This is a genomic window from Priestia sp. TGN 0903, assembly GCF_050846855.1.
Classification (GTDB): Bacteria; Bacillota; Bacilli; order Bacillales; family Bacillaceae_H; genus Priestia; species Priestia zanthoxyli.
In genome coordinates this window covers 269,077-283,310 of record NZ_JBOZGL010000005.1, presented here as the reverse complement: position 1 = coordinate 283,310, position 14,234 = coordinate 269,077, and the positions used below count along the sequence as shown (strand labels likewise).

Annotated in this window: 14 protein-coding genes; 12 read left to right on the top strand and 2 right to left on the bottom strand. The window is 38.4% G+C overall.

Annotated elements, in window-relative coordinates:
- Positions 1 to 7: 7 nt before the first annotated feature.
- Positions 8 to 1,363: a branched-chain amino acid transport system II carrier protein gene (gene brnQ / locus ACRPLY_RS18905; protein WP_014458014.1), complete on the bottom strand. Its 1,356-nt coding sequence runs from the start codon at positions 1,361 to 1,363 to the stop codon at positions 8 to 10.
- A 222-nt stretch (positions 1,364 to 1,585) separates the two neighbouring features.
- On the opposite strand from brnQ, the gene ACRPLY_RS18900 reads away from it, so the two are divergent.
- The 4 genes from ACRPLY_RS18900 (at position 1,586) to ACRPLY_RS18885 (ending at position 5,939) form a co-directional block, all read left to right on the top strand.
- On the top strand, positions 1,586 to 2,728 hold the full coding sequence (locus tag ACRPLY_RS18900; protein WP_323873931.1) for a cysteine desulfurase family protein: 1,143 nt from the start codon (positions 1,586 to 1,588) through the stop codon (positions 2,726 to 2,728).
- A 6-nt stretch (positions 2,729 to 2,734) separates the two neighbouring features.
- Positions 2,735 to 3,946, top strand: coding sequence for a tRNA uracil 4-sulfurtransferase ThiI (gene thiI, locus ACRPLY_RS18895; protein WP_014458016.1), 1,212 nt, complete (start codon positions 2,735 to 2,737; stop codon positions 3,944 to 3,946).
- Positions 3,947 to 4,034: 88 nt separating this feature from the next.
- Positions 4,035 to 4,223, top strand: a complete 189-nt coding sequence (locus ACRPLY_RS18890) for an alpha/beta-type small acid-soluble spore protein (protein ID WP_013059477.1) — start codon at positions 4,035 to 4,037, stop codon at positions 4,221 to 4,223.
- Positions 4,224 to 4,346: 123 nt separating this feature from the next.
- On the top strand, positions 4,347 to 5,939 hold the full coding sequence (locus ACRPLY_RS18885; RefSeq protein WP_323873932.1) for an amidohydrolase: 1,593 nt from the start codon (positions 4,347 to 4,349) through the stop codon (positions 5,937 to 5,939).
- Between the two features lie 23 nt (positions 5,940 to 5,962).
- On the opposite strand, the gene ACRPLY_RS18880 is transcribed toward ACRPLY_RS18885, so the two are convergent.
- Positions 5,963 to 6,763, bottom strand: coding sequence for an NAD kinase (locus tag ACRPLY_RS18880; RefSeq protein ID WP_014458018.1), 801 nt, complete (start codon positions 6,761 to 6,763; stop codon positions 5,963 to 5,965).
- Positions 6,764 to 6,912: 149 nt separating this feature from the next.
- Between ACRPLY_RS18880 and sppA the strand changes: the two genes are divergently transcribed.
- From sppA to ACRPLY_RS18840, 8 genes are all read left to right on the top strand, one after another.
- Positions 6,913 to 7,923, top strand: coding sequence for a signal peptide peptidase SppA (gene sppA, locus ACRPLY_RS18875; protein ID WP_323873933.1), 1,011 nt, complete (start codon positions 6,913 to 6,915; stop codon positions 7,921 to 7,923).
- A 10-nt stretch (positions 7,924 to 7,933) separates the two neighbouring features.
- Positions 7,934 to 8,437 (top strand): RDD family protein, encoded by a 504-nt coding sequence (locus ACRPLY_RS18870; RefSeq protein ID WP_033579607.1) that lies wholly within the window; start codon positions 7,934 to 7,936, stop codon positions 8,435 to 8,437.
- 320 nt (positions 8,438 to 8,757) lie between these two features.
- On the top strand, positions 8,758 to 9,456 hold the full coding sequence (locus ACRPLY_RS18865) for a DUF2953 domain-containing protein (protein WP_328141605.1): 699 nt from the start codon (positions 8,758 to 8,760) through the stop codon (positions 9,454 to 9,456).
- A 13-nt stretch (positions 9,457 to 9,469) separates the two neighbouring features.
- On the top strand, positions 9,470 to 9,937 hold the full coding sequence (gene ytfJ, locus ACRPLY_RS18860; RefSeq protein WP_028411798.1) for a GerW family sporulation protein: 468 nt from the start codon (positions 9,470 to 9,472) through the stop codon (positions 9,935 to 9,937).
- Positions 9,938 to 10,114: 177 nt separating this feature from the next.
- Positions 10,115 to 10,609, top strand: coding sequence for a thiol peroxidase (gene tpx / locus ACRPLY_RS18855; protein ID WP_028411797.1), 495 nt, complete (start codon positions 10,115 to 10,117; stop codon positions 10,607 to 10,609).
- A gap of 147 nt (positions 10,610 to 10,756) precedes the next feature.
- Positions 10,757 to 11,749, top strand: coding sequence for a class I SAM-dependent methyltransferase (locus tag ACRPLY_RS18850; RefSeq protein WP_033579609.1), 993 nt, complete (start codon positions 10,757 to 10,759; stop codon positions 11,747 to 11,749).
- 196 nt (positions 11,750 to 11,945) lie between these two features.
- Complete coding sequence (locus ACRPLY_RS18845) at positions 11,946 to 13,136, top strand: acetate kinase (protein WP_013059468.1); 1,191 nt, start codon at positions 11,946 to 11,948, stop codon at positions 13,134 to 13,136.
- Positions 13,137 to 13,367: 231 nt separating this feature from the next.
- Positions 13,368 to 14,210: an EcsC family protein gene (locus ACRPLY_RS18840; protein WP_028411795.1), complete on the top strand. Its 843-nt coding sequence runs from the start codon at positions 13,368 to 13,370 to the stop codon at positions 14,208 to 14,210.
- Positions 14,211 to 14,234: the final 24 nt, after the last annotated feature.

Genomic DNA, 14,234 nt, shown 5'->3' with positions numbered 1-14,234 from the left:
AGCTTTTTTATGACGCTTTTCTTTGTATACTATCTGTGTGATGTGTACCTCTTGCAATACTAATAATATAGCCTATGAAGGCAGCAGCAACTGTTGGAATAAGCCAGCCAAGGCCTTGGCTATAAAGCGGCAAATAGTTTTTGAAAAAATTGTCTATGCTTGTTAAGATAATTCCTGCTGCTTTTAACCCGTCAAAAATGCTCAGAATCGAGCTAATGATTACGGCTGTCACATATACTTCTCGACCAAACGAAATGGCTCTTTCAATTAATGATAAAGCAATTAGCGTAATGGCAATAGGGTATACAAAGGTCAAAATAGGTATGGAAATAGAAATTAATTGAGTAAGCCCTACATTTGAAATAACAGCACTAAACAGCATTAAAATGACAACAAATGTTTTATATGACATGCTTGGCACCAGCTGCGTGAAAAATCGTGCGCAAGCAGAAGTTAATCCGATGGCTGTCGTTAGACAAGCAAATGTAATAGCGAGTCCTAAAATAATGGTGCCAAACGAACCGAATAATGTTGTAGCTACAGCTGTTAAAATAGCTCCTCCATTTTCTTTCATACCAATTGCTTCTACGCTTGAAGCGCCGACATACGCGAGAGAAAGATAAACGATAGCTAACCCAGCAGCAGCAATCAACCCGGCTTTGATACATACCGAAGCAAGTGTTCGTTCGTCCGTTACGCCTTTTTCCTTAATACTGTTGATAACAACGATGCCAAATACGAGAGCTGCAATTGTATCCATTGTCAAATATCCATCAATAAAGCCGCCCGTAAATGGAGAGGCTATATATTTGGCGTGAGGTTCTTGAAAAGAACCCATAGGTGTCATTAAACTTTTGATAGCTAAAAGAGCTAATACTGCGAGCAGTAAAGGAGTTAGAATTTTTCCTATGCGATCAACAATTTTAGTTGGATTCAATGATAAATAAAGTGTTAGGCCAAAGAAAATAACGGTATAGACCATTAAAGGAATCTTGCTTGCAACCGCATTTTCTGATAAAAATGGGGTCACACCGATTTCAAACGCTACCGTATCCGTTCTGGGTATACCAAAAAAAGGGCCAATTGCTAAGTAAAGCAATATAGTAAAAGAAATCCCGAAAATAGGGTGAACTTTTTTAGCTACTTCGGTAAAATTTCCATTACTTTTAGAAACAGCGATTATCCCCATAAGCGGAAGTCCTACACCTGTAATGAGAAAACCGATAATGGAACTCCAAGTGTGTGTTCCGGCTTGCTGTCCGAGCAAAGGAGGGAAAATCATATTTCCCGCTCCGAAAAAGAGAGCAAACAGCATAAGACCGATGGCAAGTATTTCTTTGTTAGTGAGTGCTTTGGTTTTCATAATGCCTCCTAGTGTTTCTTATGTTGATGATTAAATTTTCTGACTTTTTAAAAACTAAAAGTACGTGATACATACTACCACATTTATGGAATCATATATAGGTTTTTTTGAAAAAATCTAAATAGTTTATTAATAATAAAAGGAACGCCTAATTTAAAAAAATACCAAGGTGTGGTATGATAATACGTTGTTCCGAAAAAATGAAGAAGGGGGCGCGCATCCTTGATTTATTTAGATAATAGCGCTACAACAAAACCCTATAATGAAGTCATACAATCTTTTACCAAAGTAGCTACAACTTATTATGGCAATCCATCGTCCCTCCATCAATTTGGCGTACAGGCGGAGAATTTGTTGAGCCGTTCACGTGAGCAAGTAGCAGAATTGCTGCACGTATCGTCAAATGAAATTATCTTTACATCAGGAGGAACGGAAGGGAATAATTTAGCTATTAAAGGCGTAGCGATGCAATATAAAAGCCGAGGTCAGCATATTATTACGACAAATATTGAACATGATTCTGTTCATGAACCATTTAAGCAGTTAGAAGCACTAGGGTTTCATGTGACGTATGTTCCGGTAGATTCAAATGGATTTGTGTCACCTGCGTCTATTGAATCAGCTATTACGGATGAAACCATTTTAGTATCCGTTATGCATGTAAATAATGAAATTGGCACCATTCAGCCAATTGAAGAAATTGGACAGATGCTTACGAACTATTCGAAGGTGCTTTTTCATGTCGATCATGTGCAGGGGATTGGAAAAGTTCCGCTTTCTTTAGCAAATCATAAAATTGATTTATGCACATTATCAGGACACAAAATTCACGGCTTAAAAGGAACGGGGATTTTATATAAACGAAATGGAGTTCAGCTTCATCCGTTGCTTAGCGGAGGCTCTCAGGAAATGCAGCATCGATCAGGCACGGAAAATGTTCCGGGAATCGTAGCATTTGCTAAAGCACTTCGTTTAACACTTGAACATGCAGCTCAGAATCAGCAAAAAATGCAGAAAATAAAAGCAGAACTGATGGACAAACTTTCTGCTCACGAAAGAATCACGATTAATACGCCGAATGAGCATTCAGCTCCCCATATTATAAATTTTACAGCGCAAGGTATTAAAGGTGAGGTTTTTGTTCACGCTCTTGAAGAAAAAGGAGTGTTTGTATCAACTACATCTGCCTGCTCATCAAAACGAAAAAAGCCAAGTAAAACGCTTTTAGCTATCGGTAAAAATTACGAAGAAGCCGATCAGTCCATTCGTTTGAGCTTGTCAGGATTAAATGACTATAATGAAGTAACGCCCATTATAAATGCTATTTTCACAGTAATTGAAGATTTAAAGAAAGTAATGAGGTAAATAACTATGATATATAACCATATTTTAATTCGATACGGAGAAATCTCCACTAAAGGACAAAATAGAAAAAAATTTGTTGCGCAGCTAAGAAAAAATATTGTAACGGCTCTTAGTGCATTCCAAAACATTCACGTAAAATACACAAGAGACCGCATGTATATTCACTTAAATGGTGAAAATCACGAGCCTATCATTGAACGTCTTCAGCAAATCTTTGGTATTCAAAGTTTTAGTTTAGCATTAAAAGTTGAAAATGAACTTGAAGCCATTCAAGAAGCAGCGCTAGAAGCAATGAAAGAATTTGATATAGAAGGAAAAACGTTCAAAGTATCTACTCGAAGAGCGTACAAACAATTTCCTCTTGATACAAACGAATTAAATTATGCAGTAGGAAGTCATATTCTACGAAATACAGAGCATCTACAGGTAAACGTAAAAGAGCCAAGCGTAAATGTACGAGTAGAAGTGAGAAGTGAAGCAACGTATATTACATGTTTTGATTATCGCGGAGCAGGGGGTCTTCCAGTTGGTACGAGTGGAAAAGCGATGCTCATGCTTTCTGGAGGAATCGACAGCCCGGTTGCAGGATACTTAGCTATGAAGCGCGGTTTAGAAATAGAAGCGGTTCATTTTTATAGTCCGCCTTTTACAAGTGAACGTTCTAAGCAAAAAGTAATTGATTTAACGCAAAAATTAACGGCTTATCACGAAAAAGTAAAGCTTCACATTGTACCGTTTACAGCTGTACAGCAAGCGATCCAAAAGCAAATTCCAGAGAATTATACGATGACTTCTACACGTCGTATGATGCTTCGAATTACGGACCTTATTCGTGAAAAAAATGAATCGTTAGCTATCGTAACTGGCGACAGCTTAGGGCAAGTAGCTAGTCAAACGGTTGAGAGCATGTATGCGATTAATGAAGTGACGAATACGCCAATTTTGCGTCCGCTTGTGACAATGGATAAAACGGAGATTGTGGAAATTGCCCGTAAAATTGACACGCATGAAATTTCGAATCGTCCGTATGAAGACTGCTGTACAATTTTTACGCCAAGCTCACCAAAAACTAAGCCAAAGCGTGAAAAAATAAATCGATACGAACAATTTTATGATTTTGAAACATTAATTCAAGAAGCGGTAAATAATGTAGAAACGCTTGAGATGACAGCTTCTTCGGCTACAAATACCGCAGACAGCGTAGAAGATTTGTTTTAAAAGTAAAATTTCATAAAATTACCAAAAAAATAATGTATGATGCCATGTGTTTTGACACAATCTATATTCAACAAGGAGGTGAAAACACATGGCAAACACAAACAAATTAGTAGCTCCTGGTTCAGCAGCTGCTATCGACCAAATGAAATACGAAATCGCTTCTGAATTCGGTGTAAATCTTGGACCAGAAGCAACAGCTCGCGCTAACGGATCTGTTGGTGGAGAAATCACTAAACGCTTAGTTCAAATGGCTGAGCAACAACTTGGTGGTAAATAAGTCATATTAATTAAATAATGATGGCTAAAAAGAGTGGGGGAAACCTCACTCTTTTGTCTTGTTTGTTTTGTCACGTATAATAGAGACAAGATCAAGCTTTATAAAGTAAAGGAGATGTTGGCGATGGGGACTTTATTTTACGGCGGCAAAATATATACGATGCTAAAAGAAGGTGAGCATGTAGAAAGCGTATATGTTGAAAAAGGATTCATTGAAGATATAGGCGCAGAAGAAGATCTAAGAATCAAATGGGGTGCTGAGATTGACAAAGAAGTACACCTCAAAGGACACCCAATGTATCCGGGCTTTGTCGATAGCCACCTTCACTTAATTGGTCACGGTGAAAAGCTTCTTCGGCTTGATTTGTCTCAAGCTACTTCTCGGGAAGAGGTGTTAAGGCTCGTTCGGAAAAAAGTAGAGAGTACGCCAAAAGGAGAATGGGTAATTGGAGAAGGGTGGGATGAAAATCAGTGGGAAGATTCCTCTTTGATTCAGTATCAAGATCTTGATCAGCTGTCAACTGAACATCCTATTATGTTGAAGCGAGTCTGTCGTCACGGATTAGTAGTAAACGGGACTGCTCTTAAAATAGCCGGGATTACAGCTGAAACACGTGACCCGGAAGGAGGTATTATCCAGAGGGATGAAGCTGGAAATCCTACCGGTTTTTTGGCTGATCAAGCGCAAGAATTAGTAACGGCTCATATTCCTAAAGTATCAGAAGCATACATTCGACAAGCGCTTTCAGTAGCCATTAAAGATTGTGTTCATCACGGATTAACGGGTGGACATACGGAAGATTTAAATTATTATGGAGGCTTTTTGCGTACATATCAAGCATTCCAAGACGTTATTCATAAAGAAAAGCAGCTGTTTCGTGCTCATTTACTTGTTCATCATGAAGCTGTAGATGATATGTATACATACTGTGAAGAAAAGAAAGACACATCCGATTTTATTGAAATAGGGCCAATGAAGATTTTTGCTGATGGTTCGCTCGGCAGTCAATCTGCGCTTTTAAGCTTTCCCTACAAAAGCGACCCTTCTACAAGAGGTGTAGCTATTCAATCACTAGATGAATTAAAGCAGCTAGTGAGGAAAGCGAGAGAATTGGGCATGACCGTTGCAATTCATGCGATTGGGGATTTAGCGTTTCAATACGTAGTGGAAAGCATCGAGCAATATCCTCCTCAAACAGGGCAAAGAGATCGTATCATCCATGCGCAAATTCTACGAAAAGATTTAGTTGATCGTGTAAAAATGCTCCCGGTTGTGCTAGATATTCAGCCTCGGTTTTTAGCCAGTGATTTTCCATGGGTCATTGAAAAAATCGGAGAAGAGCATTTGGATTATTGCTATGCTTGGAAAACGTTATTGGACGAAGGGGTTATGTGTGCAGGCGGATCGGATGCACCTATTGAACCTATCAATCCCATGTTAACGATCCATGCAGCGGTTTCTAGAAAAACTTCTCCAAATAGCTCGGTCGTTTACATACCTTCTGAGCGACTCACAGTATTTGAAGCTGTTCAGCTGTTTACTTTAGGAAGCGCGCAGGCCATTCATCAAGAGCATAAAAAAGGATATGTTCAGAAGGGATATGTGGCCGATTTTACCGTATTAGAAAAAGATCTGTTTGAGATATCTGCAGATGATATTCCAGGGGTACAGGTGCAGATGACTGCTATTAATGGAAAAATTGTATATCAAAAATAAAAAGCGCCCTTGGGCGCTTTTTGTTATAGAAATGTACGCTTAACTCGTTGCCAGAAAGAGTTATCTTTTAGCTTAACCGTTTTAATTTGACGGTCGCTTAAACGTATTTGAACTTGATCAACTTGACGTGCATTTAATGCTTCGTTATCTATTCCAATAATTGGACTGTGGTTGTTGTCATTGGATAGTTTTAAAGTGAGCGTATGCTCAGCGCTTAGGATGAATGAAGATCCTAATGTACGATAATTATTATTGTTTAACGATGCCAATTCGCTGACTTGCATACAAGGAATTAACGGATCAACTACGGCTCCACTTACCGATTTATTATAAGCCGTACTGCCTGTTGGTGTTGAAATAATCATCCCATCCCCACGGAATGTTTCAAAGTGATTTTCATTAATAAAAACATCTAGACTGAGTGTTTTTATAACACCTGATCGAATAGAACATTCATTTAAGCAATAAAAAGAAGTTCCTTGATCAATTTGAGTTTGTAAAACGGGAAATCGACGTACTTCTATATTTTCTGTCGTAATAGCTTCAATCATTTTATCCGTTTCATCGATATGAAAATCGCAGTAAAAGCTTAGTTGATCTGAAGTTGTGACACCAGCATATAAGCAGTCATCTCGAAAGCCAGATTGACGGACAGCCTGCAAGAAAGCTCCGTCACCGCCAATACTTACAATGATGTTAGCGCTGTCGAAATGGTCTACTACTTGAAAGTCATATTGTTTTGCAAGTTCAATAAGTGGACTTACGAGCGCCTTTGATTCCTGGTTTTTTGGATGAAAGAAATAAACGTTGCGACGATTTGGCATAGATAGTTCCCCCTTGTTTGTCTGATATGTAAAATATTAGCGATAAAGTAAACTTTTTAAAAAAAGTTTGTTACAATAATTATAGCATTATTGCTTTAAGAATTAAAAGAATAATCTTTTAATTCTGACACCTAAAAAGGAGGATTTTCATGAACAAAAAAAGGTGGATTGCTCTTTTAATTGCGGCCTGCTTATTCATTTTTTCTGCGATTGTTAATATTGGTTTTTCAGTCAAAGAAGAAAAAGATGACGGTCTGGCAGGCATATTTGGAGGAGACGACAGTGAACTATCAGAAACAGTTATCGAAAAAGGGAATGCAGCTAAGAAAATTGCAGTGCTAGAGGTCAATGGAACGATTCAAGATACAGGAAGCAGTTCCTCTCCGCTTATGTCTCAAAATGGTTATAACCACCAAGCATTTTTAAAGCAGCTAGAGGCTGCAAAAAATGATAAGGCAGTTAAAGGAGTCATTATTAAGGTGAATTCACCGGGCGGCGGCGTCGTTGAAAGTGCTGAAATACATAAAAAAATTGAAGAGCTGAAGAAAGAAACGAAAAAGCCAGTGTATATTTCAATGGGATCAATGGCTGCTTCAGGAGGCTATTATATTTCAACAGCTGCTACTAAAATCTATGCAATTCCGGACACTTTAACAGGTTCACTAGGTGTAATTATGCAAAGTGTTAACTACGGCAAGCTGGCGGATAAACTAGGAGTAGAATCTGTTGTTATTAAAAGCGGGGCTCATAAAGATATTATGTCTCCAACAAGAGAAATGACCGGAGAAGAAAAAGAAATTATGCAAACACTTGTAGACAACTCGTATGATGGTTTCGTCAATGTTATCTCTGAAGGACGTCACCTTTCTAAAGAAAAAGTGCGTTCTATTGCAGATGGACGAGTGTACGATGGACGTCAGGCTAAAGAGCTGAAGCTGATCGATCAACTAGGCTATTTTGAAGATACGGTAAAAGGAATGGAGAAAGATTACAAGTTAAAAGGTGCACAAGTAATTCAATACAATCAAGGATTCGGACTGCCTTCTTGGCTTTCAATGAGCATGCAAAAAGTAATTGGTGGAGATGAACAAGTTACCGCAATGTTAAAAACATTTGCGCAGCCAAGCTCTCCGCGCTTGATGTATTTATATGCAGAATAGAGGTGGGAACATGGAAAATCAATCTCATTCAACCGAATCAAACGACACTATAAAACATGAGCCAGCGGTAAGTGCTCCAATAGGTAGTGAATTCCATTATGCAGGCTTTTGGATGCGCTTTTGGGCATATCTTTTGGATCTAGCTGTAGTAGCTAGCTTGAACTCCCTGCTGATCAAACCCATTTTCCATTTAGCAGATATTCCTCAAGGGGATGGATTTTTTTCTCCCTATACGATTGTGACGGTGATTATCTTTTATGGTTATTTTGTTTTAATGACCAAGTATTTTGGACAAACGCTTGGAAAGATGGTGTTTGGGCTTAAAGTAGTATCACTGAAAGACTCCACTTTAACTTGGCCTGTTGTGCTGTTTCGTGAAGGAATTGGACGTTATATTTCTAAAACAGTTTTTTTACTTGGCTATTTGTTAGTTGCTTTTTTACCTAAAAAGCAAGGAGCGCATGATTACTATGCAGATACAACCGTTATACATGAAGGTACAATAAGCAGATAATAAAAAGAGGCTGGGGCAAAAATATTTAGACGAATTGAAAAACGAACCATTGATCAAGGTGTTTGATTAGTGGTTCGTTTTTTTGGTTATGGTAAACGTAGGTTTCATGTGTGTAGGTCTTTCTAGCAGTTGATTGGAGGGAAAGCGAAGCCTTGCACGGAAATCAACTGCGGTGTCGCAAACGGTTAAGCTCATGTATACTATTTGTTCGTCTTTAAATTGGATTCATTTCGTTATGTCTCAACCTCTTTTTATTGTTTTCATAAGGTTTAATATTCTGTGTTTTGGAGATAATGTGAAGCTAAGAAGGAGTGAAGGATGTGCTATGGCTTTTATGGATATTGCTAGCACTTTTAATTGTTATTGTACTTATTGTATGGACAAAAATCACGCTATTTGTAGAGCTTCATCATGTCCGAGATAACGATTATTACAGAGTGAGACTCAGGGCTTGGTTTGGTCTTATTCGCTATACATATGAAATTCCGGTAGTGAAAGTAAAAAAAGATTCTCCTCGTTTGCTTGTTGAAAAGAAGAAAGGAATGGGTGATCAAGGAAAAGAAGACGAGAATTCATGGAGTGATTATTCTGTAGAAGACGGGTTAAGCATGTTAGAAAATGCGAAGCAATTCCTTGAACAGGTAGTCGGTTTTCATAACATTTTTCGTCGTTTCTTACAGAAAGTGACGGTAAGGGATATTAAATGGCACAGCCGTTTCGGCTTAGGTGATGCTGCGTTAACAGGCGTACTTACCGGGGCGGTATGGTCTGCAAAGGGGGGCATAGTTGGTATAATCAGCCGTTATATGAAACTAAAAGATATGCCTGTAATGAGCGTTACTCCTGTATTTCAACATCTTTGGTCAGAAACGGTATTTGAGTGCATAATTTCTTTTCGAGTTGGTCAAGCTATTCTAGTAGGTTTACGGACCTTGAGATACTGGCGGCATACGTCCAAAAAGCGTCGCAAAAGATGGAAGTCGTCAAATAAGAACAAGACACACTCTGTGAAAACATAAGGAGGTTATCTTAATGGCAGAACATCCAATTAAAAGTTTAATGTCGACAGCTATGGAAAATTTAAAGGAAATGATTGATGTTAATACAATCATTGGTGATCCCGTAGAAACACCTGATGGCAGCGTTATTTTAACTGTCTCAAAAGTAGGTTTTGGCTTTGCAGCGGGCGGAAGCGAGTTTGGAGTAGAAGGGCATGCGCCATCTTCTCCAGGGCAGCATCAGCAAGAATCAGGTCATCCATTTGGCGGAGGTAGCGGTGGCGGTGTATCAATTACGCCAATTGCCTTTTTAATTGTGAGTGGAAGCGGAATTAAAATGCTTCACCTTAATGAAAGTACACATTTATATGAAAAGATTTTAGATACAGCACCTCAAGCAATTGAACGCGTGCAGCAAATGTTCAAGCGAAATAACCATCAGCAGGATCATCATAATCAACAAAATCAGCATCATGACGGTGCAAATGATTTTAATTTGTAGGGATAAAATAAAGCTTTGCTTGCTTCTTTGAACGATAAAAGAAGCAAGCAAAGCCTTTTTTTATTGGGCATGTTTTCTAACATATAGCGTTATAGTATGTATGTCATTTAATTGCAATATAGAGACAGACAAGCTAATATGAACAGTGTACATACTTATTTAAAGGAGGAATTATTCGTGACTAAATTTAAAGGTAACGATGTAACATTATTAGGAAATCAAGTAAAGGTTGGAGACAAGGCGCCAAACTTTACCGTTTTAGCAAATGATTTATCAGAAGTAACGCTTGACAGTACAAAGGGTTCTGTTCGCCTAATCAGTGTAGTTCCTTCTATTGATACTGGAGTTTGTGATGCGCAAACTCGCCGCTTCAACGAAGAAGCAGCTAAATTAGATAACGTAAAAGTATTAACAGTGAGCGTAGATTTACCGTTTGCTCAAAAGCGCTGGTGTGGTGCTAATGGCATTGATAATGTTCAAACATTATCTGACCACCGCGACTTATCTTTCGGCGAAGCATATGGTGTAGCTATTCAAGAATTACGCTTATTGGCTCGTTCAATCTTTGTAGTAGACTCAAATGACAACGTAACGTATGTTGAGTACTTACCAGAAGTAACTGAGCATCCGAACTACGAAGCAGCAATCGAAGCAGCTAAAGCAGCTAAGTAAGATTGTCGATGGCGTTCGGCAGAAGGCGGAAAACAATGTTTTTCGCCTTCTTTGTGTTTTAAGAAGCTTTTATGATAAAATATGATGTTCCAAATAGGACGTTTACTCATTTATATAGATATCATTTCATTACACAGGAGGCAGAATATGAGTCAATTAGCTAGTATGGAAAAGCTATTTGGTGTAATTGATCAAACAGCTATTATTTTAAGAAAAGAACTAAACTGCGTATATTTAGAAGCAGTAGCTGAAACGGGAGAAAACTTGTTTCAAGGAACTATTTTGCAAGAAGAGCTAGATGAGGTAACCAAAAAACGTTTAAAAAAAGAATACGATTCAATCACGCTTGATCATTTTGAAAAAGAAACGATTCGAAAAGCATATCAGCTAGCTATTTTAAAAGGGATGAAAGAAGCAGTTCAGCCTAACCACCAAATGACCCCTGATGCTGTAGGACTATTTGTTAGCTACTTAGTTGGAAAATTCATGGCAGGAAAAGATAAGTATACGCTTTTAGATCCAGCAGTAGGAGCTGGAAACTTATTAACAACCATTTTAAATACACACGCTGCGTCAATTGAACATGTATACGGTGTAGATGTGGATGATTTATTACTTCAATTGACATATGTAAATGCAAACTTACAGAAGCACGGCGTTCAATTATTTAATCAAGACAGCTTACAGCCGCTTTTTATTGATCCTGTTGATTTAGTTGTCTGTGACCTGCCGGTTGGTTATTATCCAAACGATGAAGGGGCAAAAGACTATAAAGTAAGAGCTGAAGAAGGTCATACCTATGCTCATCACTTATTCATTGAACAAAGCTTGCGCCATGTAAAAGACGGAGGATACGTAGTAGCTCTTATTCCAAATAACTTGTTCGAATCTGAACAGTCTCATTTATTACAGCCGCTGCTAAAAGAGGAAGCAATCGTTCAAGGAATCGTTCAGCTGCCGCTTTCAATGTTCAAACAAGAGCAGGCTGCTAAGAGTATTATCATTCTTCAAAAGCAAGGAGAAGGGGTAACGGCACCTGAGAACGCGCTGCTTGTGAATTTGCCGAAGTTCAGTAATCGAGAAGCAATGAGTGATATTATGGCTCAAATGGACCAATGGTTTCGCGTTAATAAAAAGTAAGTCTTTTTCGAAAATAATGAATATTTGCCGGTAGCGTTTTCATGATGTATAGCTCTTGAAATCTATTGTCGTGAATGATTAAATGAATAAGGATAGAAATCGTGTCGAAATGCATAGAATATTGTAGAGATTACACTTTTATGTTCTGTTCGTTATGTTTATGATGCACGTATAATAAAGAAGGAGCTGTTTTTTTATGTCAAAAATCATGGCAATCAACGCCGGCAGTTCTTCACTTAAGTTTCAATTATTTGAAATGCCAAGTGAGACGGTATTAACAAAAGGCTTAGTAGAACGAATTGGTTTAGATAACGCTGTTTTCACGATCTCGGTAAATGGTGAAAAACAAACGGATATTACAGAAATCCCTGACCATGCTGTTGCAGTTAAAATTTTAGTTGAAAAGTTACTTTCTCAAAACATCATTCAATCATACGATGAAATCACTGGTGTAGGTCACCGTGTCGTACACGGCGGAGAGAAATTTGCTGACTCTGTTTTAATCACAGATGAAACACTAGCGGAAATTGAAGCTTTATCTGATTTAGCACCGCTTCACAACCCAGCAAATATTGTGGGAATTAAAGCGTTCCAAGATATTCTTCCAAATGTTCCAGCTGTAGCAGTCTTCGATACAGCATTCCATCAAACAATGCCAGAAAAATCATTCTTGTACAGCTTACCGTACGAGTACTATGAAAAGTATGGCGTTCGTAAATACGGTTTCCACGGCACATCTCATAAATATGTTTCTGAGCGTGCAGCTGAACTTCTTGGCCGCCCAATTGAACAATTACGCTTAATCTCTTGTCACTTAGGTAACGGTGCAAGTATCGCTGCAATTGAAGGCGGAAAGTCAATTGATACATCAATGGGCTTCACACCATTAGCTGGTGTAGCAATGGGAACTCGTTCAGGTAACATTGACCCTGCATTAATTCCATTTATTATGGAGAAAACAGGAAAAACTGCTGACGAAGTATTAAATGTATTAAATAAAGAAAGTGGTCTTTTAGGTGTATCTGGTATTTCTAGTGACCTACGTGATCTAATCAAAGCAAGCGCTGAAGGCAATGAACGCGCTGAAACAGCACTTGAAGTATTTGCTAGCCGTATTCATAAATATATCGGTTCTTATGCTGCTCGTATGTCTGGTGTAGATGCAATCATCTTCACAGCAGGTATTGGAGAAAACAGTGATGTTGTACGTGCTCGCGTTCTTCGTGGTTTAGAGTTCATGGGCGTTTATTGGGATCCAGCTTTAAATAGTGTACAAGGAGAAGAAGCATTTATTAGCTACCCTCATTCTCCAGTTAAAGTTATGGTTATTCCTACAGACGAAGAAGTTATGATTGCACGTGACGTTACTCGTTTAGCGAATATTTAAGTTCATAAAGTGCCTCTTCAATGCATGAATTCTCATAAATTGTCAGGCAAACTAACGAAAAGCTGATTTCCTTGTTAGGAAATCAGCTTTTTTATATAGCGTAAGGAGCTGACGGTTGAAAGAAGGTTTACAACGTATAGAAGAAAGAAATAATATAGGAAGCAAAATGTAACGGATGTATTATTTGTTATAATAAAAATAAAACTACTTATTTCTTGAAAGGGTGACATGATGATATTAACGAATCGCGAAGAACAGCTTTTGGAAGAAATCTATAAATGGGAAGAGAGCTTACAGAGCGTAGAAGCAACTGAGATGGAGTTATTGTACGAAGAATGGTTAGAAAAAGGGCTTAACTTAATTCCTGCTTCTGTTCGTGAGACCTATTTACATAAAATTGATGAGGGACTCTTTCAGTTAACTGCATTAATTCAAGGTACGGAAATGCAAACTCAAGCGACAAAACGAATTATTGAAACCGCCCGTGTATTCAAAGAAGATATCACAGATCTGTCAGAAATGAATTCCCTTCAAGTAGATCAGCTTTCTTATATATGCGAACAGCAAATGGCCAAGCTGCGGTTGTATGCGCTGAGTCAAGGAGCACTTTCAGGAACCGGCCAATCGCTGCTAGTCGGTATTGATATACCCGCTGTTTTATGCATGAATATTCAAGCGGTGCAACAGGCAGCAATGAGCTACGGCTATCATATCCAGACTCCTTCAGAGCTTATGCTAACGCTAAAAGTTTTTCATGCAGCAACGTTACCTAGACACCTTCAGGCTGAGGGGTGGCATCAATTAAAGAGTGAGCTAAGCCAAGAATTTGACCCGTATTTTTATGAAGGTGTTGATCAAATTGTAGATAAGACGTGGCTGCAAAAAATCGTTGTGCAAATTGGAAAAACGCTAGCTATATTTGCTGCGAAGCGAAAAGTTTATAATCGTTTGCCAATTGTGAGTATGATGGTTGGCGGAGGGATGAATTATCGAATGGCCAAACAAGTGACAGATTATGCGAAGCGCTTTTACCAATACCGCTATTTGCTGGATAAGAAAAACGAGTCTCATTAATTTTTCATGAGACTCGTTTTTTTG